Origin of the sequence: Halobacteriovorax sp. GFR8 (assembly GCF_050955245.1) — a bacterium.
Lineage (GTDB): Bacteria > Bdellovibrionota > Bacteriovoracia > Bacteriovoracales > Bacteriovoracaceae > Halobacteriovorax_A.
In genome coordinates, this window is the sequence record NZ_JBPBLR010000002.1 from 777647 (window position 1) to 803631 (window position 25985).

A 25985-nucleotide genomic window follows, 5' to 3' on the forward strand; every position below is an offset into this window, starting at 1 on the left:
AGATATAGGAATCTCTCCTAGGCCAAATGGATAGAGCATATTAAATTGCCCCGGCCTTGATTCTGGTACAGATGAATCAATGGGAGTTAACTTAAACGAAAACGTACTCTCTGTCTGTTTGAGACAATCTTGGACTTGATAAATATTAGGTATCCATGGAGACTTCAATTCTTTTCTCCATAGAGATTTAGGAGCTGTAATCGAACACAGGCCAATCTTGATGTCATTACCTGAGCAAAACTTTTCATGAAGGTATAACCAAGAGCATTGTTCTTTTCAAACTTCTCACGCAGACATCGTCCATCGATTTTGATTAAGCGACAATCTTCTATACAACGGCCATCATAACTCCAGGTATAGGGAGGGAAAATCCAGGACCAACCGATTAGCTCTCCTGTATCCAATGTTTCTATACAAAGGGGTCTAACTCCTGGTGCTACTAGCTCGAGGGCAACTTTTCCATGGCGAATAAGGTAGAATTCATTGGCACTTTCTCCCTCTTTGAAAAGGAAGTCTCCAGATTTCTTTTGTATATTTGAACCACATCCGGCCACTAGCTCGATATATTCTTCAGGTAAGCTTTTAAAAAACTGTGAGTCTTCTAGGAGTTGCTTAATGTTCTTCATTTTCATCTTCTCCTGTATTGAATGTCTTTATTCGCTCGGTAAAATCAATTCCTACTGGACACCAACTAATACAACGGCCGCAGCCCACACAACCTGTGGTATCAAATTGGTCATACCAAGTAGATAGCTTATGTGTTAGCCACTGACGATATCGAGAATCAATCGTCTCTCTTACTGCACCTCCATTGATATAGCTAAAATCTAGATTGAAACAACTGTCCCACTTCTTCCATCGCTGCGCATGATTACCTTCAAGATCAATGACATCTTCAACAGTTGAACAAAAACAGGTAGGGCATACCATGGTACAGTTGGCGCAACTGGTACAATCAGTGGCCACCTTTTTCCATAGGGGAGAGTCGAGTTTAGACTTTAGTAGTTGTCGTGCTTTAGGAGCATCAAGCTGTCTTTTAATCTTATTTTTAGTTTGTGTAAGTTGATTATTGATTTTTACATTTGAATCATTAGGGGCGTTTTCAAAAGGGAGTGTGTTAGCAATCTCTTGTGCTCTATCTGATCCCCATTGCAGAATAAAGTAGTGATTCGAGTCCTCTAAAACTTCAGTTAAAAGAAAGTCATAATCTTGTTTGAAGTCTGGTCCCGTATCCATTGAGGGACAAAAGCAGGTGGCCGCAGCACTATGGCAGTGAACACCAATTATTAAAGTATTTTCTCTTGCTTGCTGATAATAATTATTAATATTTGTGTCATTAATAAAAATGCGATCTTGAATAGAGATGGCGAAAAGTTCACATGCTCTAACTCCTAAGAATGCATATCGTGGAGCTTTTGGTGTTTCGTCTTGAATTGACATATCTTCTCTTTTTACTGAGAAGAGTTTTTGAAGCGGAGGATCTAAGAATTTTTTCCAAGAATAGGGGCCTAGTGCGTAACCAAAGTAAGCATTATCATCTCTTTTTTTTAGACGATACATTCCCTTGTCTTGTTCATCTGTTACGCCAATAGGAAGTTCATCGATATTAGCTACTTGATCGTAGATAATTGCGTCGTCTTTTATGGTTGGAGCAATAATGGTATAGCCACTTTCTTTGAGTTTTTCAAATAAGATGGAAAATTGAGAGGCCTTGAATAATAACATTAGTCATCCATTTTCATTGCAAGTTGGGTGACTTTTAAAAGGGCATCGGCCGTTAATGAAATACTATCAATACCTGATTGAATGAGAAAACGTGCAAATTCTGGATTGTCACTAGGTGCTTGACCACATAGACCAACTTTTGCTCCGCCCTCATGTGCATCTCTAATGACTTTTTCAATCATCCGTTTTACTGCTAAATTATTTTCATCAAATAATTCTTTGAGTAGTTCATTGTCTCTGTCCACACCTAGGGTTAGTTGGGTTAAATCATTTGAACCAATAGAGAAACCATCAAACAGCTCTGCAAATTCACTGGCACAAATAACATTACTAGGTATTTCACACATGACATAAATTTCAAGGCCATCGCGTCCTCGCTCAAGGCCATAAAGTTTCATTTCATCTAAGACTTTCTGTGCTTCCTCGAGTGTACGACAAAAGGGGATCATTAGTTTCAAATTCTTAAGTCCCATTTTTCGTCGAACCTTATCCATTGCCTGACACTCAAGAGCAAAGCCCTGGCGGTAGCTCTTGTGGTAATAACGAGAAGCACCTCGAAAACCTATCATTGGATTCTCTTCGTGGGGTTCAAATTGTGCTCCCCCAAGCAGTTTGGCGTATTCGTTAGTTTTAAAATCTGACATGCGGACAATAACATCATTAGGCCAAAACGCGGCAGTTAGCATACTTACACTTTGGGCCAGCTGATCAACAAAATAGTCTGTCTTTATGTCATATCCATACGTAAGATTTTCAATTTTGCGTTTAAGGGCCAGGGACTCTAGTTGGTCAAATTGAATTAGTGCCATGGGGTGGACTTTTACATGGTTGTTGATGATGAATTCTAAGCGAGCAAGTCCTACACCATCTTGGGGCAGGCGGGAGAGGGAGAATACCTGAGAAGGATCTGCAATATTGAGCATGATCTTAGTCTTTGGACGTCGCTTTATATTAAGTTCGACATTTTCTTTAGTAATGCGCAGCTCTCCCTTATAGACTGTACCCACATCACTAGAGGCACAATCGAGTGTAACCACGTCACCACTTTGTAATAAGCTAGTGGCATCATTTGTACCAACGATAGCGGCAACACCTAGTTCTCGACTGACTATCGCTGCATGACAAGTTCGTCCACCTGTATCTGTAATTATCGCCCTGGCCTTCTTCATTGAAGGGCCCCAGTCTGGATCAGTTCGTTTTGTGACTAGGATTTCACCTTCCTTAAAGTACTTAAGATCTTCAATGGAGTTAATAACGTGAACAACTCCACTTACTATCTTGTCTCCAATACTGGCGCCTCGACAGATGATGTCGCCCTTTTCTTCTAGCTTATAGATTTCAAAATAATTTGGTTTTTGTGATTGAACTGTTTCAGGCCTTGCCTGGAGAATATACAATTCTCCTGTTTCGCCATCTTTTCCCCACTCGATATCCATGGCCGTTTCATGTCCATATTTCTTAGAGTAGTGCTCCTCTATACGAACAGACCATTTCGCAAGCTTTAAGATTTCTTCGTCACTTAGAACAAATGATTTTCTTTGCTCTCGTTTGGTTGGGATATTCTTAATCCTCTTCGTACCTCCCTTCGCATAGACCATCTTCATCTCTTTGCTTCCACACTTTTTTCGAATGATAGGTTGATATTCATCGAGAGTCGGTTTGAAGACAATGAACTCATCGGGATTAACAGTTCCTTGGACGATATTTTCCCCAAGTCCCCAGGCGCCTGTAATGACAACAGCATTTTTAAAACCTGTTTCAGTGTCGATCGTAAAGATAACACCAGAGCTTGCAAGGTCAGATCGTATCATTCTCTGTACACCAACAGAAAGGGCAACTTTAGAGTGATCAAAATTATTATTTTCTCGGTAACTAATAGCACGGTTTGTATATAAAGAAGCATAACAGCGTCTTATATGATCCAGTAGTTCACTCTCTCCTTTAACATTAAGATAAGTTTCCTGTTGGCCAGCAAAGCTTGCAGTTGGTAAATCCTCAGCAGTTGCACTAGAGCGGATGGCCACAGAAACCGGTCCATTTTCATGAGACATCTCTTGATAAAACTCAATGACTGAGTTCACTAGGTTTTCAGGGAGGTCAGCATTTAATATTGCGGTACGAATTTTACTGCCAGCTCTTTCTAGCGAAGAGATATCGGAGCTGTCTAGACCTTGAAGTGTATCAATGATGAAATTATTTAGGCCCGAGTCTTTCATGAACTGTCGATAAGCATCTGCTGTAATAGCAAACCCATCAGGGACTCTAATCTCATTGGCCTGAAGCTCTCTAATCATTTCACCTAGAGAGGCATTCTTTCCGCCAACAGTAGCCAGATCGCCTAAGCCTACATCTTTTAACCAACGACAATAAGTGATCATATCTCATCCTTTTTAGTAAATTAAATGATATAGGCCACGCTATTTTCGATAAAGTTATTTTACCTTTACCTTTCATTCTTATATTTAATTTGAACCATGAAAAAACAGTAGTTTCTAATTATGAAAGGTATCTCGTTTCTAAGTATCGAAACTTCACTGGGAATTTAAGATACTGCATCTATTTTGAAAGATAACTAGACTTAAATTTCTTAGCGCATTAGTTTGTGTCTTTAATTTCAACTACTAAGCTCTTAATTCTTTACTTAGGCATTATATAAAAAATATTGTTAAGAACAGGTTCATTAAGTCCGATATTTTAAGTACTTACTTAACTTAAAGGGACATAATGAATCGTTTGATCATTTTAATTCTATTTCTTATTTCTTCAACATCAACTGTAATGGCCATTGATTTTCAAAATAGATTCTCAATAGGAAACCCTGCGGTTTCTGATGTGTTTGGTGTTAATTTTTCTCTCGAGTATTTGCGTATATTTGAAGAAAATCACGCTCTCTATCTTAGAACAAATCAAATGACGCATTCTAGTGCTGCCGATTATTCAATCGGATACCGTTATTATTTTTCTGATAAAGCGACTGTCGACTCATGGTTTATTGAAACAGGTTATAAGTGGGATCGTAATGTAACACACACTTCAACAACAGTGACTTCTCCCTTCTACTATAGAACAAGCTATACTGAAATTTACGAGTCAGAGTATGCTCGTATTGTATTAGGATATCAATGGATATACTTCGAGAGAATGAATCTCGACTTCGGTATTGGTCATGAATATGACCTTAAAGATGATTATAAGCACCGTTTTGCTGCGGTACTATCCTTAGGTCTTTTATTCTAAGAGCAGTCATTATGAAGAACTTTATTCTTTTTCTCTCTGTTTTATTTATTGTAAGTTGTAGCTCAACTCATTTTTCACCAGATTTAAGTTTAACGTCAAAAACAAATTTTCAACCTATGTAAAGGAAATCAAAAAATACCTACGCTATATTAACTCCATAATAAACAAACGATAAAGGAGAAAATATGCGTATGTTATTTAAGGTTTCAGTTTTACTACTTACTCTAGGTCTAGGAACTAACACTTTGGCCAAGACAAATCAAAAGGTTCTCATTGTGGTTACTAGCCACGACAAACTAGGTAATACTGGCAAGAAGACTGGTTTTTGGTTACCAGAATTAACTCATCCGTATTACGAATTAACTAAGGCAGGTATTAAAGTTGATATCGCCAGTCCACAAGGTGGAAGTGCACCGATTGATATGAATAGCTTTGCCGAAAAAGATAGCTTTAATGATCGCTTCTTAAAGGATGCAACTTTAATGGCCAAGGTTATTCGTACAATTCCTCTCACTAAGATTAATCCTAAAGATTACGCGGCCGTCATTTATAGTGGTGGTTCAGGAGCAATGTGGGACTTTGCTAATAACAAGGATGTTAATCGTATCTCAAAAGAGCTCTATGAAATGGGGGGAGTTGTCTCAGCAATTTGTCATGGAACGGCCGCGCTTTCTGATATCAAATTATCTAATGGAAAGTATCTTATCGATGGTAAGAAGTTTGCCGCTTTCACAAGAGAAGAAGAGGCATTGATTGAGCAACTTGAGATCATTCCTTTCTTACTAGAAGAGAAGCTAGCTCAAAGAGGTGGGAAGCATATCTATGGTAAGGCCTGGAGTGAAAATGTCATCGTCGATGAAAGATTGGTTACAGGGCAAAATCCTGCCTCCGCAAAGCAAGCAACACTTAAAGTTATTGAATTAATAAAGAAATAAATAAATTCTCCCACCCGTTTAAAGGTGGGAGCTCTTTAACTCACTAACACGTTGATTTCGCGAAAAGATAGCGCGTATCTTCTTGTCAATACTATTTGGTTAATATAGCCTTTTAGGCGTGATGGTAAAAATAAAACTCCTTTTAACGGTTACTCTTTTTCACGCTACTTTGCTGAATGCAAGCTTCGCAAGTGAAATAAAGACTATCGAAATCTCGACTCCTAAATGGGATGGTTTTACAAATAAAGACGGCACTGGGCTTTATTTTGAACTGGTAAAAAAAGCTTACTCTCTTTCAAATATCAAAGTTAATTATACATTCGTTCCATGGCCTAGGGCCGTTAAGTATGTAAATGAAAATCTCAAAGATGCCATGCTCGGAGCTTATAATAGTGATGAAGAATCAATCTATCCAAATTATCCAATCGATGTCGAATATACACTTGTGATCTATAAAAAGAGTTCTCTAAAAGCTTGGAAAGGTGTAGAGGGCCTAAAGGGTCAAAGAGTCTATTGGGTTCGTGGCTATAATTACCATGAGTATATAAAAACTAAATTAGACTGGAGAGAGCTTCAAGATACTAATCAAGGTTTAAAACTTTTAGAAAAGGGTCGAATAAAGTTCTTTATCGACTCTAATAATACCCTTATGCCTAAATTAAAAGAATTAAAGTTTGATTTAAGCAAATATGTCATTAAGCCAGTTATTACAAAGAATCTCTATGTCAGATTCTCTCGTACTAAGAAGTCGCAAGAGCTTATTAAGATCTTTGATCAGAATATGGCCAGACTACTTAAGACTAAAGACCTCGAAAAAATCTATAAAAAGTGGAATCATAAAATGCCAGATTTTACTAATGTCGATAAATAGTAGGTAAGAGTTTCATTAAAATCAAAAATAGAATTAAAAAAGTAGAAGTTTAAAGTTATATTAATTCCCATGGAAGAGAATTATACACAGATTTTAGAAAGGATTTATGCTGAAATCCTACCAATTATTGGCAAGGGAAATGTTGCTGACTATATCCCCGAACTAAGTAAGGTTGACCCTAACCAATTCGGTATGTCGATTTGTACCAATAATGGGCATGAGTATATTATTGGTAACGCCCAAAAATCATTTTCCATTCAATCAATCTCTAAAGTCTTTTCATTAGTTCTGGCATATCAGAAACTCGACTCAAAGCTTTGGTCTCGTGTGGGCCTAGAGCCTTCAGGAAATCGTTTTGATTCGCTTGTGCTTCTTGAAAATGAAGAGGGAATTCCTCGCAATCCATTTATCAATGCTGGCGCCATCGTTGTCGTGGATACGCTAATTGATCTCTATGACGATCCTGTGAATGAGGTTTTAAATTTTGTTCGCGAGCTAAGTGGTAACGATAGTATTTTTATTAATGAGTCTGTAAGGGCCTCAGAGCTTGAATGTGCCAATCGAAACTATGCCCTGACATACTTCATGAAAAGCTTTGGTAATATTAATAATGAAGTTTCAAAAGTCATTGATGTTTATACAACAATTTGTTCGATCGAAATGTCATGTGTTGACCTAGCAAGATCTTTTAGACTTTTTAGTTCGAATGGACAAAACCCTTGGAATGGAAAGAAGATTTTAACGAAGAGTCAAAATAAGAGAATGAATGCCATAATGATGACATGTGGTCTCTATAACTCTGTAGGGGACTTTGCCTACCGAGTTGGAATTCCTGCAAAGTCTGGAGTTGGTGGGGGTATCGTTGGTGTAATCCCAAATGAGATGTCGATTTCAACTTGGTCACCTTGCTTAGATGATACAGGAAACTCTTTAGCGGGAATTGAAGCACTCGAGCTTTTTACAACATATTCTGAGCAATCAATTTACTAAAAGATTAAAGTTGTAAGAGACATTCTTTTGCCTTAAATGGGCCAAAATCTTCACCTTTTAATAACTCTTCGTAACATGGGGCCAAGTCGTCTTCACTGATTATTTTATCTGCTGTTAACTCGAGACAGTTAAATGTATAAGTCGCAAAATCTTTTGTTTCCTTTGCCATCGCTGTACAAAATTCAGCAGCAGGTTTACTAAAGCGAGAGTTTGCAGCATAGCTTAGGCATTGATAACCATTGAACGTCGAGTACTTGGCCACCTCATCACAAGTTGCTAAGATATTATCATCAAATTCTTTATTTACAGAAACCTCAACGCAGGCAACTGCATTCACTGAGTTCTCTTTTACTTCTTTTGCAATATTAATACAGTTTTGAGCAGCATTCTCTGGATAGCTTTTCCCCACTGCTTTTCTTACACAAGTCATAGCATAGTATGTTGAGTAATTTGCAATCTCTGAACAAATAGGAATTACGTTGGTATCTAAAGGTCCACCATTTTTTATGATCCTCTTACAAAGTGAAGCATCTTGAGGATACTTCTTACCAATTTTTTTACATAACTCATTTTCAGATGCCTTAGTTACAAAAGTTAAAGAGATAAGTGCAACGATGATAATTTGTTTTTTAATCATATATATTCCTAGGTGTAATTTAATTTGTTTAATGTAATTGATTTAACCAAGGAATGTACAGATTACAAAGTGAACTATGTATTAATTATTGAGCTAAATTTTTTGCCAGCACATATAGGCCTCATCTGCTAGTTCTAGCAGCTGCTTATCTTCTGCGGTGTCACCATAGGCGAAGATCTTGTCAAAGCTTGAGAGGTCATACTTCTCTTTAACTCTCTTGGCCTTCATATAACCAGTACAATCGCCATTATGATAGCTTCCTGTACAGATACCAGCTCTAGTTTCTAGAGAGGAGCATATAAGCTCAAATCCATTTTTCTCACACCATGGGGCAAGGTAGATATCCAAAGAGGCCGATACGATGACAATCTTACTTCCAAGTTTTCGATGACGCTCAATCTCTTCTTGGGCATTATTTCTAATAACTTTTGGAAGAAATGATTTGGAAAAGCTAAGGCCTTGATCTTTAAGTTTAGAAGCACTCTGTCTTGTATAGGCATACTTGACGATGAGGGCACGCATTCTTGGCCCTGAAAGAAGCTTTAATTTATAGGCCAACACAAAGGGAGAGAGTAAGAATTTACCAAGTCTTAGCTTTCTCTTGCTAACTGAATAATAGATAAATTCTGTAAATGTATCTTTGAAGGTTATCGTTCCATCAAAATCAAATAAGGCCAAGTTCATGATGAAATTTTAAGGTAAGCTAGACAGCATGTCATGAAATAAAAAGGCCCTTAAATAAGGGCCTTTGAGTGTTATCTACTTTGAAGCCAACTTAAAACAAGGTTGTAATAATTTGTTTCAAATTCGCCATAGCTCGATAGGGGGGAGGTTGAGCTATTTAAGATATCATTAAACTGATATTCAAAATTATTCATCACATTGGCCGGGGCAACACAGGCACCAGTAAAGACTCGATCAGAAGGACAGGGAGTTGTGTCGATTGTATCAAGGCCATGCCAACGATCTTTTTGTATAAATAATTTAAAGGCACTTGTCCCTAAACCTTGTGACTGGAGGTATGCTACGATTGTCGTATATAGGGGATAAGCATTGTAACTCCCTGACTCGGCCTGACCGTCAGCGACGATATTGCGTGATGGTGCATACTTATTGTGGTAGCTTGCCCACTGCTTAGCACTCAGAATTGGAGCACCTGATGATAGCTCTGCTAAACCTTCAACCCACCAACCTGGTGTAACATTAAAGCCATGTTCATTATGATTGAATTGAGAGTCTAAGATATGCATAAGCTCATGTTTATGGAGAGTATACTCATAACTAAAGCCATTATCAGCATTACTATTATAGGCACTAACAACGAGTGCTGAGCCGTGGCCTGATCCATGGGATGAAGTTCTGTTAAGGACACAAATACCAATCCTCCCACCAAAGGCAACAGTGATTAGATCTGTGTTATTTAAGTTGAGATGACCAGCAAACATCTCAAGATTAACTTCTGCCATTGCTACAATCTTTTGTAGAATGCTTCGTGGAACACTATCGCTTTCTGCTGCTATCTCAAAATGATCTGACCAAAAAGCTGGCCTTCCATGACATGCAGGTTCTTCATAATGTTGTGTTCTGGAAATATAGTTTCCACCATCAGTTGAGCTCGGCTTTGTTGTAATTACAGGAACCATATTCATCTTACTTTTGACTTTCTCAATACTAAGGCCACTTGCGCCCCAACCGAAATTGCCTCCATTTGCCTGAGGTTCATCATCTCCTCCAGGGTCACACGAAGTAAGAAGTGAAGAGATTATTAAGAGTAGAAATGTGAAGGTTGATACTTTTTTTAACATCAATATCCTTTTTTTACTGTATGTTATTGAATTTATTATTGTAGCACTAGGCATGATAAGTGTTCACTAAGGGTATTTTCTATCTATCGATTGAATCTATTGGAATAAGCTAATTGATAAGAAGTACAAACTCATGGCCAAAGCATCGTTTTCGACGTAGCAATAGGACCCATAATAAATTAGGGGACCACTTATGAAATCACTTTTATTAGCAGTACTATTTTTAACTCCATCATTCTCTTTTGCTGCTTCAGAAAATCAGTTAATTAATACTTTAGAAAATGCGCTACGCTTTGAAGGTTATGTTGTTCTTGATCAAGTGAAAGAAAATGGCGAGTACACAGAAGTTGATTTCTATGTCGGCGCTTATGGTGAAGAGAGATTCACAAGTTGCTTACTAAGAAATGATCAATTAGTTAGCTGTAAGGATAATTGGTTTAAGCTATAAACTGGTAGAAAAGATATAAAAAAGCCCTAATCAATGAAAAGGGCTTTTTTGTTAAGCCGCACACGCAACGATGTGCTGTACGCAGAGTGGTCATTCTCAAACAAGAACTATCACTAACTACATATTATCAGTAAAACATATTCATAGATTTAATTTTGGTTAAATTCTTCTAAATCTTACATATCCATGTAAGTGCTGTGTTTTAAGGATTCCTAGAGATAAGATTTCCTATGTCCTCTAGATTAAACAATTCTTATGGGGTAATATCCTCCTCGATATTGAGGAAAATTTGAATATTAGTAATAAAGCAGTCCATGCATACATTAATTACATCGTCGAAAATAATGATGATCCTAAGTTTTTCTTTGAAAGCTTAGGTTATGACTATTCTATTGTTAGTGATGAGAAAAAGTATATGACATGGAATGATTACCGCCTCATCACAGAATCCCTCAATGACAAATATGAAAAATTCTATGAAGGAATGATAAAGCACGGGCTGACAAATAAATACGTCAAACGTGTCCTTGATATCCTCTCAAGAATGATTAGCTTTCGTTTTGTTGGTGACTTCATTTTAAAGTATTCGTTTAAAACATTCTACACAGATGCTGTGAAGATTGAGCTCATTGAAACAGGTAAGACTTCTTTTGATATTAAGCTCACTTTTAATCGACCTGAAGATATTTTTCCTGTCTTTGTGGATATGTATCGTATTGTCTTCTTGGCCTTGCCTAAAATGGTTTCTGAATCCATGTCTTGGGAAGTGAAGGTAACTCAAAATGAAAATATTCTGATTTATCACGTTGATGAGTACTCGAGTGCGCCATCAATCTTTGCTTCATTTCAGATATTTATTTTAAGGTTATTCAAGCTTGATAAATATTATAAGAATCTCATTATTGAAAATCTACAGCATAATAATGATCTGGAAAGAACGAATCTAGAGCTAGAGACGGCCGAGAGAAAGATCCGCGAGGCCCATAAAGAAGTTTTACTCGCAAATCGAATTATTAGCCATGATATCGCAAATAAGATGCTTATTATTGAACATGTGAAACGGCTTATCTCCCGCGGAGACATCACTAAGGCCAATCAAAAGCTGGATATCTATTATAAGTCAGTAAAGGCGATCATTGAAAATACGAGAAATGTCGTTGATGACAATTCAAATTCATTTGATATGACAGATGTTCCCATTAAGGAAATGTTAGATGAGCTGATCTTTGAATATCAGGATCAGGCATCAGAAAAGAATATCAAGTTAGTTCTCGATTCTAATATTGATACGCAATTTTCGATAAGAACAAATAAAGAGGCCCTTAAAGATAGTGTTCTGGGAAATATTCTTCAGAATGCGATTAAATTTTCTCCAGAGAATTCAGAAGTCAAATTTAAACTAGAAGTTAATGGAAGCGAATTCTATCTTTCTTGTAAAGACAGCGGTGTTGGGATTGAGGCAGGCTTAGTGAATGAAATCAATCGAAATGAAGATAAGATCTTTAAGAGTACAGTTGGTACTCATGGTGAGAAGGGAAGAGGACTTGGCCTATTCATCATTAGAAAGGTTTGTCGTGAGCTAGGACTACATGTTCGCTTCGTTTCTGAACTTGGAAGTGGAACGAAGGTTATTATTTCACAACCAAACAAATATTGATTCACTCTGCATCATCATATGACGACAGGGGATATCAATCTCTTTATTATTTGGATATATTCTCAATGTGCTATTAAGTGCCATTGAATGATTATATTCAGTGATCTTATGCTTTGTAGAGGTTGTCACTGGGACAAAGCTACAGGCTACGGCCTTTGTCGAAATAAAGCACCCTTCTTCATCATTCTTTTTCAACACATATAAAATATCAGCGTGGAGATCACCTTTGAGAACAAATATTAGAATAGCTTCATCAGCAAGTTGCTTATGAAAAACAGCTGGGAGATCATAAGTACCTGCTGTAAAGATTGCCCTATCATAAGGCGCGTCTTCTATATATCCCTTTGTGGCATCACCTTGCATGATCTTCACATTTTCTATATGAAGTTTGTCTAAGCAAATATTGGCCCTTTCTACTAATTCTGGAATAATTTCAATACTGACAACTAGGCCATCCTTTCCAATGATATGTCCCATTAGGGCCGCATTCCATCCACTACCAGAGCCAAGTTCAAACACTTTGTGCCCTGGTTTAAGTTTTAAAAAGTCGAGAATCGTTAAGACAAACGAAGGTTGTGAAATCGTGGAGATGACCTGTTCATCTCCAAAGATGGCAAGGGGATGATCAGCATAAAGAATGGGTAGATATTCTTTAAGGTTATCATCAGAGATAGTGATCCACTTGTCTGGGTAATCTCGAAGATATGGGACGAACATGTGGCGTGGAACACTATAGTAGGCATCGATAACTTCTTTCGAAAACCCTGTGTTTTGAGCGATGAAACGATCTTGAAATTCTTTATATAGTTCCGTCATTTACTTAGGTTAATGATTAATAAGAATTTTCTCAAAGTAAGATTGGTAAAAACAAAGCTTAAGAAACTTTAATTCATTATAATAATTTAAGATGAACATGGAATTACCAAAAACTACTTTTAATTAGCAGATAAGTGGTAAGACCATGTTCTAAGAAGTAAATTATACCTAAATTGGAGAGCTTAATCTAAGGTAAGCTTGGTATTTTTGTCAGCTCTCTCATGACTTCTTCTTTTGTTTCTAGAGTTGATAGAAAGGCCATGATATCCTCGCGATCTTTCTTTTCTATTTCTATCCCAAGTTGAACCTTTCCCATGATATAGATTGCTTGATCAAGACTTGCAACACTACCATCATGAAAGTAAGGCGCTGTATTAGTCACATTACGAAGAGGTGGAACCTTGAAGTATTCTTTATCATCTTCATTCTTTGTAAAGTTATAACGTCCTAGATCTCTTTTATCGGACTTTGTATATTGATATGGGTCTTCGACAACACCAAATTTTTGATACATCTCTCCACCTACTAATTGGCCACTATGACAGCCAATACAGCCAAATTCCACAAATTTCTTAAGGCCTCTTGCTTCTTTATTTGTTAGGCGCTTCACATCTCCATCAAGGTAATCATCAAAGCGAGAAGGGCCTACAAGTGTTCGCTCAAAGGCACCTATTGCTTGGGCACTCAATTTGGCCAGCTTCTTAGCATCTTCCTTTTTGAGATTAATTTCAAACGCCTTAGAGAAGTCCTTTGCATAGTTATTACTAATGAGCTTCTCTTTTAAGTGCTCCTCATTATCAAGGTCAAATGGGACCTTGATAAAGAATGACTTGATTGCTTGCTCTTCGACATCTTTTCGATTCCCATCCCAGTGTTGTGAAATTTGTCCTGCTGTATTAATGAGGGTTTGTGCATTACGTGGTGCTGAACGATCTTTGGTTCCCTTTGATTTTGTCAGGCCATCTGTGAAGTGAAGCTGTGGTAGGTGACATCTAGAACAACTTACAGTTCCATCTCTACTTAATCGAGCGTCATAGAATAATTTTTGTCCTAATGAGATTACTTCTTCCTTCGGTCTCTCTTCACCAAAATACTTGATAGTGTTCAAACTAGTACCAAAGAGATCTTTGACTTCGTTTAATAATATTCTCTCTTCATTTGTGCCTTGTTCCTGTATAGAGTTAGGTGATGTACAGGATAGTATAAATACTATTGAGATTAGTGATATTCTTTGCATTTCAATTCCTCTTGTTAAGTTTGTTAGGTCTTCGTAGAGGAGGCCCAGATTGTTACATTAAATTATTTTTTTCAGTATTATTAACGACTTAGTTTATTTGTTGAGCGAAACACTAAAGTATGTTCGTGCTTTAACCGATAGGTCGCTTATGAAAAAATTAAGCATCCTTCTATTCTTAGTAACTTCCACTGCAACCTATGGACGAAATGAAGTTGACCACTATAAATACTCTCAAAAGTGCCCAGATGGTTATCTCTATAAACTTACGGAAGTGAATGGTAAGAATAAGACGACCACATTTAGCTGTGTGGCCGACTCTGGAAAGGTTCACCCTAGTTATTCCTTTAAAATTGCAAACTGGAAGAGTGGAGATTATCTACTTGAAGAGAATGCTGGAAAAGTTAAAACTAAATTTAAATATAATACAGAAGGAAAGGTTCAATCAGTTACGCAATCTATAAATGGTGTGGATTTCTCAAATAAGTGTGAGTTCAATTATCAAGCAGGTAAGCTTAAGCCTACAAAGAACCCTCACTGTAAAGAGATTCAAAAAGAGTTTGGAAATATGACAACATCAATTAAGCATGAAGTCTTTTGTGAACCTAATGCTACTGAGTCTGCATGTACGACAAGTGATGGCCGTGTCTTTAGACCTTCAACAAAAGAAACTGGTGTCCTTAGGTACTTCTACGAAAACGGCCATGTTGTTGATGAGGTTGAGGTTACGCCGTCTTCAAATAGTCGTGCGATCTCTAAGTAAATGACTTCTTTTAGAAATCTTAATTTATCTAACTCAATACTTGAGGCATTATCTAGTCTTGGTTATAAAGCGGCAACACCGATTCAAGAAAAATCGATTCCACTGCTATTAGAGGGACGAGACCTTCTTGGAATTGCACAAACTGGAACAGGAAAAACTGCTGCCTTTTCTGTGCCTATTATCGAAAGATTTATTAAGAATAAAAAAATGGTTGCACCAAATCATTGTCGAGCAATTATACTTGCTCCTACTAGAGAGCTTGCCACCCAAATAAATGATAGCATCATCGCATTCGCAAAGGGGACACACATAAGCTCTGCCTTAATTATTGGAGGTGTAAGTAAAGGGCCACAAATAATTTCCATGAACTCAGGAGTGGACATTGTAATAGCAACTCCTGGTCGCTTTATTGACCTGATGAATGATGGATTCATTGAAGTATCAAAAGTGGAGTTCTTTGTTTTAGACGAAGCCGATATGATGCTTGATATGGGCTTTTATGAAGGAGTTAACGATATTGCAAAAAAGATTTCTATATCTCGCCAAACGGTTCTTCTTTCAGCGACCATGCCAAAGCAAATTGAAACCTTGGCGGATGCGATATTAAGAGATCCTGCAAAAGTTGAGATTACTCCAGAGTCTTCAACTGTTGAAAAGATTAGGCAATCTGTTTATTTTACATTGGCCGAAAATAAAAACTACTTGCTCTTAAGTTTACTCGAAGACAAATCAAAGTCTCGTATTCTTATTTTCTGTAAGGCCAAATATGCTGTAGCTGAAATCGTTGAGTTACTTAATCGTAGTGAAGTTAATGTCGGAGAAATTCATAGTAATCTAACTCAAGGACAGAGGAATAAGGCCATCGAAGACTTCACAAATGGCCATATACGAGTCCTCGTTGCAACTGATATTGCTTCTCGAGGAATTGATATTGATGATGTGGACATGGTCCTAAATTATAATATGCCAGAAGATGCTACATATTATGTTCACCGAATTGGACGAACAGCTAGGGCAAATAGAGAGGGAGTCGCAATATCCCTATGTAGTGAAAAAGATCTACCATTTCTTAGAAATATAGAGAAATTGATTGGAGTGAAAATCACTCGAGTACTCGATCATCCCTTCCATTACGATTATCCAGCCTCTAAACCGAAATCAAAGAAACGATTTCGTGGACGTCGCCGACGCTAGTTTTTGATACAAACTTTTCTTTAGATTTCTTAAACCCATGCCTTATGTATTTCTCTTATAATGAAATATCATTAATAAGTGAGGCAATATGCAAGGCCATGGTGAGCATCAAGATAAATTCAAAATTATTAAAGAAATCTATAATATTAATCAACACTTTATTGGTGAAGATTATATTAAAGAACTATTAAAGAATATCGCTACTTATTTAGATATTGATTTTATCTTTGTAGGAAGACCAAAAGAAGGTAAATCTAGTGTTATCGTTACTGATTTTGCATTATCAAATGGCCAATTTATTGAAAATCTCGAATATGATCTAGAAGGTACTCCCTGTCATGACGTTATCACTGGGAAACGTGTTTGCATGCACGCAAAAAATGTATGCTTAGAATTTCCAGAAGATCTAATGCTACAGGATATGGATGTTGATGCTTATATTGGTGCTCCAATTCTGCTGCCATCAGGTGACTTTCTTGGGCTTATCGTGTTCTTAAGCACTAATCCTATTAAAGATCCCAGTTTTATGGGAGCTGCCGTCGACCTTTTCGCAAGTCGAATTGGAGTAGAGCTTGCCATGATTAGTGCAAATCAACGAATTGCAGATCTCAACGAAATTATTGCCAAGGAAGTGAAAGAGAAAGAGGAAGTGATAAAAAAGACTCATGAGACTCTTCTTGAACAAGAGAAGCTTGCAGCACTAGGTCGTCTGACAACGGGGATTGCTCATGAAATTAGAAATCCTCTTAATCTTATTTTAAATGCGGGAAAAGTTGCGAGCAATATTAATACACGTCTAATAGAAGGCGATAATAAAAGATTAAAAGATCTAAATAAGGCCCTCGATATTATTACGACTCATAGCTTGAGGATAAAGAATATTCTCGAAATTATGTTAGATACACGAGTAAACGGCAAAAAGAAATATTCGTTAAAGATGCTAGTTGAAGAGTCATATAAGTATGCTCAACATGCATTAAGTTTAAAAAACGATGGAGTTGAAATTAAGTTTGAACACTCTCTAAATACGAGTGAGGATCTTCATACTTTTACTAACGATATACAATCAGTCTTTATCAATCTCTATGAAAATTCAATCTACGCTCTTCATAAGAAATTTTGTGGTTCTCAAGGGCAAGCAGTCCTCTCAGTCCATACATACGAAAAGGGCAAAGATATACTAATTGAAGTCAAAGACAATGGAATAGGGATTCCAAGTCGCTTATTAAAAAATATATTTGAACCATTTTTCACGACTAAGTCGGGGCGAGAGGGCTCTGGCCTTGGTATGTCAATCATCAAGTCAATTGTGGAGAAAAATAATGGTGAAATCTTTGTTGAATCAAAAGAAGGGGAGTTTACAATTTTTAAGATTCGTTTTCCTAAGGTAAACTCATGAAATTAATGGCCTACCGCTATCCTGAACTCGCCTAGAAAGCATTACATTATCGAATAATTTTAGTTACCTCATTTAGAAATAAGTGCTAGTTTCAAATCATGTTCTTTCAAAAATCTGATAAAAAATGGAAAAAGGTTCTCGCAGAACCTATCGATAAACAAAGTAAGTTTTTAAATAAAATTTGCAAGATTAACAAACGAGACTCTCTCGTTCTCACAGAACGATACTTCGATGGTATTGACTACCCATTAATGGCCGATATTTTTAAGTCTGTGAAGACGATCATTTCTCGTGGAGAGTTTGATCCAAGCTTTCGTGACTTAATTTATGACCGTCTTTTACGTATTATTGATATTGAACACCTATATCCAGAAGAGTATGAAGATGGAAATGAATGTAATGGTGATGACGATAATGTGATCTTTGGTGAAAATTACCATGTCTATACTGCTTGTTATGATGATCTTGACCTACTTATAAATTTCATCAATTCTAGGGATGATATTAAGAGCGTATGTGATCTAGGCTCTGGTACCGGCCGTGCTCTCCTCTATATGGCACTAATGATGAATAAGAGGCTAAATTATCTAGGACTTGAACTAGTTGATGAGAGAGTTCAATTTACAAATTCTGTTTCCGAACACTTTCATTTAGATCATGTTAAATTTCAAACATGTGACTTCTTAGAAAATCCTGAAGCTTTTGCAGGCCATGATGTTTATTACCTCTATGACTCCGTCGGTACAGATAATGTTCCAAGATTAGTTTCTCATTTTAAAGAACTCATTGATACAGGTGCAAAATTCTACTTACTCTTTATTTCTGGCTGGGATGAGATTATGCTAAATGCACTCGACAACCTCTCGGGCCTTAAGAAGATAGAGTCTCATACTAGTCGTAAGCAGCAAGGCCGAGTTGTTAATTTCTATAGTACTTAGAATCGATACTCGACACCTATACTAAAGCTTGTTTCAAATTCATTATTCTCTTGTCCTGTTAGGCTATATTGATGCCTACGTTGACTTAATGTTCCATTGTCTGCCTTTGCTTCTGCAAAGAAAGAGAAACCACTATCTTTACCCACCTCATATTTTGACTTTATTGAGATACCTCGGCCATCTTGATCATTGAAGTATGTTTTGACAGATGTTTGCCATTCGTCTGCTTTATATGTAAACCCTATTCCTAATTCATTGGCCGATTCTCCTAAAAGAGATGTTTCAAAAGAGAAGTGATAAGTCATTCGAGATTGCGTTAGAAGACTTGTCGAAATTTTTCCACTAACTCCTTTTTCATTCAAAAATGCTGCAAACTCTGGCCAGGTGATCTCTCCAAGAGGAGTTTCAAATCTATAGGTCTCCGTGTAGTTCTTGTTTAATATAATTTCATCACTAATGGCATTAACTGCTTCCCAGGTTCTTCCTGAAAGGAGAGTTGCTAAAAATGAAATATTAGAAATAAATTCTTTTGTTGAGTCTATTTCATCTTCTTCAATTAAGCCTTGTTGATGAAGTGCCTGGGCATAGTGGGCCAAGTCACTCATATTTGAGTTTGGATCATACTGATAATAAATAGTAGAGATAACTTTGTTTAAAATATAGTGTAGAGCATCACTCTGATCAAATCTTCGATTCACGATACTCTCTTCTGCAATATCTTCAGCTAAACTAATTTGTGAATTTATTCCTGCCGCTGAAATCACTGCTTCTTGTTGTGCAGAAGGCCTATCAATTGAGTAGCTTACAGCACCACGATTATAGGTCGACATAAATGCTAAATAGAAAGCACCAACGCTTTGATATGCTTCATCTCCAACCCATAATTGGATCTCACTTCCGCCAAATTCTTTTACCGCCTGTGCATGTGCCACCTCGTGAACTAAGGTATAATTTGTTCGAGAAATCCACCATGAGACAACTTGATGGGCCAAATTTATCGAGGCCCTAACTGCAGTATGTTCATTATAACGTTTATGATCAGTAATTACATTGTAAAATACTTTACTAACGTTTCTTATATTATGGTACCACTCGACAGCGCCATCACGGTTAAAGCGATTCTTTGAGAAACTTAGAGTCGAGATCTTAAAATTACCAACACTTTCTGCGAGCTCATCAAGGTCTTGCTCACTTAAATCAATACCAAAGTTGCTCCCTGTTTCGTTAACAAGTACTTTGAACTCAAATCGCTCGTTATCTTGATTTGAGGCATAGATATCGTCTTCAATGGAGGTGTTTGTGGCCGCACTGTAAGTGGACTGCTGTCCAAGAATTAGACAAAGAAATAGGGCGTACATCATGCTAATGATGTGATTTTTCGTATTTTTCAACTTCATGAAGTTATATATCGCAAGTCTAATGCCAATTCTTTCTTTGAATTTCTTGGAATATATAGAGCAAATTTAACTTTTATTAATTGCCTATGCCAAATAATATAGAGATTGGAGGCATCATGAAAAAATTGGTCATCTGCTCAGATCTTCACGAGGGTTCTGAAAAAAATATTCGTTCAGGTTTTAAGTTCGCGAAAGCTCTCGGATTAAAACCTTCGTTATATCATATTGATACGATATCTCCTCAGCTAGAAAAACAGTTTCACGCTGCTTCAACTCGTTCACGTCGTATAAAGGATCCTATTTGGAAGAAAAATATTGAAGAAACTTCATTGGAAATGGTTAATGCGACTCTTGGTCGACTTGAGATAAAAAAAGAAGACATTGAATTTGAAAACTTTGAAGGTACTATTAATGAGGGAATCGAGCATTTAAAAGAAGACTCTGATATGGAGATCTTATCAATTGGAGCCAGTCATCATGGTGATTTTCATCGCTTCTTCTTAAATACTTTTGCAGAAAAAACTCTCTTTAATTTGAATAAGGATGTTCTTATAAATAAGACAGGAATCGATAACTTTAAAAAGATTACTTATTTGATTCCCTATGAATCGATTGATGAGAATGATCTTGCAAAAGTTGCGAATTTGGCCCGATGTAATAATGCTAAGGTTCATATGGATTGTATCGTTCCACTAAATTTTGTCAGTTATAACCTAGAAGTCTTCCCTGATAGCCCATATCCCGGCGAGGTTCTTACAAACGAGATGTCTGAACTTCACAAAGGAGCCGAAGACGAATTACAAAAGGCAGTCGCTTTATTAAAGAAACAAGGTGTTGATGCGAGCTATACCTTAAAAATGATTCTTAATGCTGATCCAGGGCAGCGCTTAGAAAAACTTATTAATGAAGAAGGCTCTGATCTTGTTGTCCTTAAGCCACAACACTATATATTTGAACATTTAGCTTTAGGGAGCGTGACATTGGACATTATGAGAAAGACGGAATGTAATATATATCTCTTACATGTCTAAATCGTATCTTTTTCGATAGTTGTTTTAAGTTCACTGAAATCAACCGGCTTATTAAAATAGTGCTTGATATCAAGCTTAGTGACCTCTTCTAGAGTGTTTTGGTCTCCATATGCTGACATCATGTATACTAGGATGTCTGGATATTTCTTTTTAACTTCTTTAACAAGTTCAATCCCATTCATATCAGGCATATTGATATCCGTCACAAGTACATTAATATCCTTTCCTTCCTCACTTTTAAGTTTTTTAAGAGCATCCTTACCTGAAAGATTGAAGTTGGTTTTAAATTTTCCATTTAAAACATCCTCTTCAAAAATCATTTCAATTAGATCGAGTAGCGCCTCTTCATCATCTACAAATAGTATATTAGTCGCCATTACTGTGCCTCCATCTTTCCTTAGGAATATTTAGGGTTACCTCTGTCCAGTGTCCAATGTCACTTTTAAAGGAGATATCAATTTTATCATTTTGAAGAAGAAATTTTGCAATTGCAAGGCCAAGACCTCCTCCTGTCTTCTGCGATGTTGAAGAAAAGAATGGGAGAGTAATACTTTTAACATAGTCTTCAGATATACCAACACCAGTGTCACGTATCTTGATTAAAAGTGCCTGGTTTGTTTTGTTAACTTCAACGCTAATTTTTATTTCTTTTTCAATATTATCTTTTACTTCTTTTATTGCATTAATTGAGTTTTTAAATATATTTTTGAAGGCCTGGATGAAGTTCGGCCCAGTAATAAATAAATTATAATCTTGGATATCTTCAGCAAGAGTTAGCTTGATCTCTTGTTCTTTAAGTTCCTGTTTGAAGTCAATTGTAATACTCTTGTCGATTAGTTTCTTTACATTGAATATTTCTTTTGTATTAGAAACAGAGCGAAATGTTAGATCAATTGTTTCTACGATATCATTAATACGTTTGTTAGCGTCTCTCATAACAGAGAGTAGGGTTTCAATTCTCTCTCGCCTTTGTTCTTTACGAAAAATTTCGGCCCTTAAAATTTGATAAGAGTTTAATGTTAGTGTTAGTGGGTTTTTAAGTTCGTGGGCCATTCCTTTTGTCAGCTCAAGAATGCGCTGGAAGTTGGCCCTTTCAATTTCACCTTCTTTCTTTTTTAAAAGCTCCTTTGCCTGCTTTTCGACAATCTCCATCAGCTCCATTTCTGTAAGCTTTCTTATCGTGATATCACAAATATATCCCTCAAGGGCGACCAGCTCATCATTTTCGTAAATACCTATTCCTTGCTCCCAAACATAGATATAGTGTCCTTTTTTATGCTTAATTCGATACTCGATAGTAAAGAACGTTTTATTATCAATGGCCATCTGTACTTCATTCCATACCCTTGATTTGTCATCAGGATGGTAAATATCTGCAATTGATAGTTCTTTATTATTGATAAATTCTTCGGCCCTATAACCCAAGATTCGCTCCACACCTGAGGTCATAAAGAGCATTGTCCAATGCTTGTCATTTAGACATCGATAGGCAATGCCATCAATATTTTCTAGGAGAATGTCGAGATTAAGCTTATTTTCCACAACTATTTTTTCGGCAATGACATAAATAGATTGGATTAAAGAATGTTTAATTAAATTATTGATCCAAGTGATTAATATTACTTAAAAATTAAAGGCCGTTCACTCTGTGTACATAGGCGTAGATATTTCAAATCTTAAGTAATTTATCAAAAATTCATTTAATCTCAATCTTACAACTATGATGAAGCTACTAAAAACTCTATTCTTATGTATTTCAATTTTATGGAGTACTGTTCAGGCCAACACTTTTGATTATCAGTGTATGGATGCTTATAAGAATAAGATTGAGACATTCTACCCTAAAGACCAGTCAGTCAATCAAGGTAAGCATGATTGGGTTTATAAGCTAAAAGGCTATTACTGGCTAGCAAAGGTTGTTAGTCATCCCGTAGCTGTTTTCATCGTGGCCTTTGTTCCATTTTCAATACCTGTCGTACTAGGGATTACTGCGGTTGCATCATTCTTTGATGTCTTAAAGAATGAGAAAGGGATCATTGGTACGTATATTATATTAAAGATGTCGGAATTATCAGAAGAAGAAATTGCTAATCAGGACATTGACTCAAAAATAGAAGAAGAAGTTCTTGAATTAAAAGAAAATAAATATAGTCGTGAAAATAATCTATTTTTCACATTCGTAAATCGTGTCAATCGCAAATATAAGAATACGAATTATTCATATGAAGAAGTTCGTAAGGCCGTAATCGAGATTGCCACAGAAAACGATGGACTATGTAGACGTAAGGGAAAAGAAAAGTTTATCTCTCTTAGTCGCTTAATTCGTTTAACAAAGAAAAAACTTAACTCTAATAAAGGTTTTATTGAAAATGCGCTTTAGATTATTATCACTTTTGATCACTTTTTTTATCTCTTTTAATGCTCAAGCACAGTTGTGTAATGAGGAGCAAGAAGCTATCTCTCTTCAGAAAATAGAGCTTGTCGATAAGGCAATGAGTAAAGATGAAGTTTTTATTACAAATTTGATGGACTTGAGACAAGAGCATATTAGAAGTTATGTTACGCAGGTTAACCGTATCGAACGAACTTGTTCTTCAATTCCGATCTATAGGGCCATTATTAAACTTTATGAAAATATCAACTATCCTAGTGTTTATTTAAAGTACGTTCTTTCAAATCAAAGAAGAGACCTCAATATTAAAGAATATGTAGTTGGAGATGAATGGAACCGTATTCATATTGGCGAAAATGACACTCCAGATGTTGAAGAGCTTAAGAGCTCAATCCTCATTACTGGACTTGGAGTAGTAAATACAGCAAATAAGCTGACGCTAAAGAATGTTGGAACCTCTTTCTATCTTGGTAAGTTTGAAGGTGAGCATCTTGTTGCAACTGCAGCTCATGTTATTGATCGTGAAAACTTCAATGACATGCTCTTTCATTTTATTGCAGGGCCGAAATTCTCATTGAAAGCAAAAGAGCTTGTTTTCTACAGTGATGATATCGATTTTGCTATTGTTTCAATTGATATGGAAGACAAGGAATCAGTTCTGATGGAAACTGTTTCTGCTGTAAAATTAAATTTTGATAAAATTGCGCAAGAGGGAACACCTCTGACAACAGTAGGGTTTGGTTTCTTTGATAATGAGAAACTAGGACTTGCTCGCTATGATAATTCTAACGACTGTCAGATCATCTTTGGTGATAATAAGGTAAAGAAACTTGATAAGGTCTTCTCAATTGCAACAGGTTGTGATGCATCTGGTGGCGACTCTGGATCTCCTATCGTTGACCGTAATACTGGTGAGTTGATCGGAGTAATAACTAGGATTCAAACTGAAAAAATTGGACTGACATCAAAGCAACTTATTGAAGAAAAAGAAGAGAATGCTTCGAGTATTTGGAATGATGCAAGCTTTGCAACTTCGATGAAGTATATCAAGGCAGAGTTAGAAAAAGTGGATAATCCAATTATTAAGAGCTTATTGGAGAATTAATGAATAAGAAGCTTCTTGATTTGTTATATGATAGTTCAGCACTCGTTAAATTTTGCAAAAGTAAGGGGATTTCAGTACCAAGAAAATATTCTTCAATTCGAAAAAATGATATTAAAAAGAGCTTAAGTGATGAGTCTATATATACTCGTCATGATGAGAAGAAAAATAAATACTTTTATCAGTTCTTTCCTTCATACGATATAGGTCTAAGAATTATAAAAGTTGATGTTCAAGTTGCTCCAAAATGGTCTATTGTTGAGACGAAGACCATGGTTGAGGATGTGTTTAATAATGTTAAACGCATTAAAAGGGCCCATTTCTATGTTCCAGTAAATTCTCAAGTATATAATCAGTTGCTCGATTTAGGTGGACGAAGTCGTGGTGAGGAACTTTTGGCAAGTGTTGATGATGGCCTAAAGTATCTCTCAAAATATGAGTATGATAAGAATGTTAAAGTCGTGAAACTCAACAAAGTCTTAAGTGATGAGGTCGCCGATATTGAATATCTTGCTCACAAATTCAGCACAACATCACGCTGTGAGAACTTTCCTCGTAAGATGTTTCTTGGTTTTGTCGAGAACCTTATCAAGAATAACGTAGATGCATTAGTTGCTGTTGAGGATGGTAAGGCGATAGGCTTTATTGTACCAAGTATTTCAAGGACTAAGATTGGCCATATTATGTCAATTTCTGTTCACCCAGATGCTCAAGGGCGTGGCGTTTCAAAACTCTTATATAATGAAGCCTTAAAATATTATAAGAAAAAGAAAATATCAGTTTATGCTGGTGTTTCCTCGACCAATGAGGTTCTTGGCTTTTCGAAGAAACTTAAACGAAGAGCAATGTTTGCATACATCGAATTAATACGAAAATAAAAAAGCCTCCGTTGGGAGGCTTTTCTTAAAAATGCTTTTCAAAGCAATAACGATTTATGTAATTCTTATCTTTTATAAAGTGCATAAGTGCTGCTACTTGTGAGCACTGTGCTAGCGTGATTGTTTCTTTTTGTTTTTCAAAACATTCAAGCCCAAGGCGAGTGATATCTTCTGTGTAGGCTTGTGCCTCAGCATGAGCTAGACATTGATCAAAGTTAAAAGCTCCACCAAATTGTGTGCCACAAATTGCGCGGGCCTTGTTCTTATCTTTCATAAAAATCATTTCATCTGCAAGTGACATACATTGCTCATATGTAATGGCCGTAAGGTATTTCTCCTGACAGCGATAGAGCATAGGAGTGATATCTTTTTCGTAAGGCATTTGAATCGCAAAGTTCACACATCCTTGAAATTCGTCGTCACAACTTGTTTGATCTTCAAGGCATCCAGCTGATGTATTTAGCGTAAATAGAATGGCAATTAACGATAAAATCTTCATTTGTTCCTCTCATTTATAGATACACCTACTTAATTAA

General features: G+C 36.5%; 26 protein-coding genes. 14 read left to right on the plus strand and 12 right to left on the minus strand.

Annotation, left to right across the window (positions count from 1 at the left end; translation table 11 throughout):
* Positions 1-164: 164 nt before the first annotated feature.
* The 3 genes from ACRXC1_RS04280 to ppsA are packed head-to-tail and all read right to left on the minus strand — an operon-like array spanning position 165 to position 4103.
* Positions 165-626, minus strand: coding sequence for a cyclic nucleotide-binding domain-containing protein (locus tag ACRXC1_RS04280; protein ID WP_433656762.1), 462 nt, complete (start codon positions 624-626; stop codon positions 165-167).
* Complete coding sequence (locus ACRXC1_RS04285; RefSeq protein WP_433656764.1) at positions 613-1725, minus strand: 4Fe-4S dicluster domain-containing protein; 1113 nt, start codon at positions 1723-1725, stop codon at positions 613-615. Before ACRXC1_RS04285 ends, ACRXC1_RS04280 begins: the two co-directional genes overlap by 14 nt.
* Complete coding sequence (gene ppsA, locus ACRXC1_RS04290) at positions 1725-4103, minus strand: phosphoenolpyruvate synthase (RefSeq protein WP_433656766.1); 2379 nt, start codon at positions 4101-4103, stop codon at positions 1725-1727. The genes ACRXC1_RS04285 and ppsA overlap by 1 nt, the downstream gene beginning before the upstream one ends.
* Positions 4104-4449: 346 nt before the next feature.
* On the opposite strand from ppsA, the gene ACRXC1_RS04295 reads away from it, so the two are divergent.
* The 4 genes from ACRXC1_RS04295 to ACRXC1_RS04310 all read left to right on the plus strand — a co-directional run bounded on the left by ACRXC1_RS04295 (position 4450) and on the right by ACRXC1_RS04310 (position 7758).
* Entirely contained in the window at positions 4450-4962 is a 513-nt protein-coding gene (locus tag ACRXC1_RS04295) for a hypothetical protein (protein WP_433656768.1), read from the plus strand.
* Positions 4963-5147: 185 nt separating this feature from the next.
* On the plus strand, positions 5148-5897 hold the full coding sequence (locus ACRXC1_RS04300) for a type 1 glutamine amidotransferase domain-containing protein (RefSeq protein ID WP_433656770.1): 750 nt from the start codon (positions 5148-5150) through the stop codon (positions 5895-5897).
* A gap of 118 nt (positions 5898-6015) precedes the next feature.
* On the plus strand, positions 6016-6768 hold the full coding sequence (locus ACRXC1_RS04305) for a substrate-binding periplasmic protein (protein ID WP_433656772.1): 753 nt from the start codon (positions 6016-6018) through the stop codon (positions 6766-6768).
* 69 nt (positions 6769-6837) lie between these two features.
* The gene (locus ACRXC1_RS04310; RefSeq protein WP_433656774.1) at positions 6838-7758 is read left to right on the plus strand and encodes a glutaminase; all 921 of its coding nucleotides are present in this window, start codon (positions 6838-6840) and stop codon (positions 7756-7758) included.
* Positions 7759-7762: 4 nt separating this feature from the next.
* Here the strand turns inward: ACRXC1_RS04310 and ACRXC1_RS04315 are convergent, their stop codons facing one another.
* From ACRXC1_RS04315 to ACRXC1_RS04325, 3 genes are all read right to left on the minus strand, one after another.
* Entirely contained in the window at positions 7763-8395 is a 633-nt protein-coding gene (locus tag ACRXC1_RS04315; RefSeq protein ID WP_433656776.1) for a hypothetical protein, read from the minus strand.
* Positions 8396-8488: 93 nt separating this feature from the next.
* A complete protein-coding gene (locus ACRXC1_RS04320; protein WP_433656778.1) occupies positions 8489-9079 on the minus strand; it encodes an HAD family hydrolase in 591 nt (196 codons plus the stop codon).
* 71 nt (positions 9080-9150) lie between these two features.
* Complete coding sequence (locus ACRXC1_RS04325) at positions 9151-10200, minus strand: hypothetical protein (protein WP_433656780.1); 1050 nt, start codon at positions 10198-10200, stop codon at positions 9151-9153.
* 193 nt (positions 10201-10393) lie between these two features.
* Here ACRXC1_RS04325 and ACRXC1_RS04330 point away from each other — a divergent pair, with 193 nt between their 5' ends.
* Both ACRXC1_RS04330 and ACRXC1_RS04335 read left to right on the plus strand, forming a co-directional pair.
* Complete coding sequence (locus ACRXC1_RS04330; RefSeq protein ID WP_433656782.1) at positions 10394-10648, plus strand: hypothetical protein; 255 nt, start codon at positions 10394-10396, stop codon at positions 10646-10648.
* Positions 10649-10937: 289 nt separating this feature from the next.
* A complete protein-coding gene (locus tag ACRXC1_RS04335) occupies positions 10938-12305 on the plus strand; it encodes a sensor histidine kinase (protein WP_433656784.1) in 1368 nt (455 codons plus the stop codon).
* Here ACRXC1_RS04335 and ACRXC1_RS04340 read toward each other — a convergent pair.
* A complete protein-coding gene (locus tag ACRXC1_RS04340; protein ID WP_433656786.1) occupies positions 12285-13121 on the minus strand; it encodes a protein-L-isoaspartate O-methyltransferase family protein in 837 nt (278 codons plus the stop codon). The genes ACRXC1_RS04335 and ACRXC1_RS04340 overlap by 21 nt on opposite strands.
* 187 nt (positions 13122-13308) lie before the next feature.
* Positions 13309-14358 carry a cytochrome-c peroxidase gene (locus ACRXC1_RS04345; RefSeq protein ID WP_433656788.1) on the minus strand — a complete coding sequence of 350 codons (1050 nt, stop codon included), beginning with the start codon at positions 14356-14358 and terminating at the stop codon, positions 13309-13311.
* 148 nt (positions 14359-14506) lie between these two features.
* Here ACRXC1_RS04345 and ACRXC1_RS04350 point away from each other — a divergent pair, with 148 nt between their 5' ends.
* The 4 genes from ACRXC1_RS04350 to ACRXC1_RS04365 all read left to right on the plus strand — a co-directional run bounded on the left by ACRXC1_RS04350 (position 14507) and on the right by ACRXC1_RS04365 (position 18649).
* The gene (locus ACRXC1_RS04350; RefSeq protein WP_433656790.1) at positions 14507-15118 is read left to right on the plus strand and encodes a hypothetical protein; all 612 of its coding nucleotides are present in this window, start codon (positions 14507-14509) and stop codon (positions 15116-15118) included.
* Positions 15119-16312 carry a DEAD/DEAH box helicase gene (locus ACRXC1_RS04355; protein WP_433656792.1) on the plus strand — a complete coding sequence of 398 codons (1194 nt, stop codon included), beginning with the start codon at positions 15119-15121 and terminating at the stop codon, positions 16310-16312.
* Between the two features lie 88 nt (positions 16313-16400).
* Positions 16401-17711 carry an ATP-binding protein gene (locus ACRXC1_RS04360; RefSeq protein ID WP_433656794.1) on the plus strand — a complete coding sequence of 437 codons (1311 nt, stop codon included), beginning with the start codon at positions 16401-16403 and terminating at the stop codon, positions 17709-17711.
* 98 nt (positions 17712-17809) lie between these two features.
* Positions 17810-18649 carry a methyltransferase domain-containing protein gene (locus ACRXC1_RS04365; protein ID WP_433656796.1) on the plus strand — a complete coding sequence of 280 codons (840 nt, stop codon included), beginning with the start codon at positions 17810-17812 and terminating at the stop codon, positions 18647-18649.
* On the opposite strand, the gene ACRXC1_RS04370 is transcribed toward ACRXC1_RS04365, so the two are convergent.
* Positions 18646-20046: a hypothetical protein gene (locus ACRXC1_RS04370; RefSeq protein WP_433656798.1), complete on the minus strand. Its 1401-nt coding sequence runs from the start codon at positions 20044-20046 to the stop codon at positions 18646-18648. The genes ACRXC1_RS04365 and ACRXC1_RS04370 overlap by 4 nt on opposite strands.
* A 116-nt stretch (positions 20047-20162) precedes the next feature.
* Between ACRXC1_RS04370 and ACRXC1_RS04375 the strand changes: the two genes are divergently transcribed.
* Positions 20163-21077, plus strand: a complete 915-nt coding sequence (locus ACRXC1_RS04375) for a universal stress protein (RefSeq protein WP_433656800.1) — start codon at positions 20163-20165, stop codon at positions 21075-21077.
* On the opposite strand, the gene ACRXC1_RS04380 is transcribed toward ACRXC1_RS04375, so the two are convergent.
* Both ACRXC1_RS04380 and ACRXC1_RS04385 read right to left on the minus strand, forming a co-directional pair.
* Complete coding sequence (locus tag ACRXC1_RS04380) at positions 21074-21454, minus strand: response regulator (RefSeq protein ID WP_433656802.1); 381 nt, start codon at positions 21452-21454, stop codon at positions 21074-21076. The two genes, ACRXC1_RS04375 and ACRXC1_RS04380, sit on opposite strands and share 4 nt — an antisense overlap.
* A complete protein-coding gene (locus ACRXC1_RS04385) occupies positions 21444-22619 on the minus strand; it encodes a PAS domain-containing protein (protein WP_433656804.1) in 1176 nt (391 codons plus the stop codon). Before ACRXC1_RS04385 ends, ACRXC1_RS04380 begins: the two co-directional genes overlap by 11 nt.
* A 178-nt stretch (positions 22620-22797) precedes the next feature.
* Between ACRXC1_RS04385 and ACRXC1_RS04390 the strand changes: the two genes are divergently transcribed.
* The 3 genes from ACRXC1_RS04390 to ACRXC1_RS04400 are packed head-to-tail and all read left to right on the plus strand — an operon-like array spanning position 22798 to position 25449.
* On the plus strand, positions 22798-23457 hold the full coding sequence (locus tag ACRXC1_RS04390; RefSeq protein ID WP_433656806.1) for a hypothetical protein: 660 nt from the start codon (positions 22798-22800) through the stop codon (positions 23455-23457).
* A 13-nt stretch (positions 23458-23470) separates the two neighbouring features.
* Positions 23471-24574, plus strand: coding sequence for a S1 family peptidase (locus ACRXC1_RS04395; RefSeq protein WP_433656808.1), 1104 nt, complete (start codon positions 23471-23473; stop codon positions 24572-24574).
* Complete coding sequence (locus tag ACRXC1_RS04400; RefSeq protein WP_433656810.1) at positions 24574-25449, plus strand: GNAT family N-acetyltransferase; 876 nt, start codon at positions 24574-24576, stop codon at positions 25447-25449. Before ACRXC1_RS04395 ends, ACRXC1_RS04400 begins: the two co-directional genes overlap by 1 nt.
* Positions 25450-25474: 25 nt before the next feature.
* On the opposite strand, the gene ACRXC1_RS04405 is transcribed toward ACRXC1_RS04400, so the two are convergent.
* On the minus strand, positions 25475-25948 hold the full coding sequence (locus tag ACRXC1_RS04405; RefSeq protein ID WP_433656812.1) for a hypothetical protein: 474 nt from the start codon (positions 25946-25948) through the stop codon (positions 25475-25477).
* Positions 25949-25985: the final 37 nt, after the last annotated feature.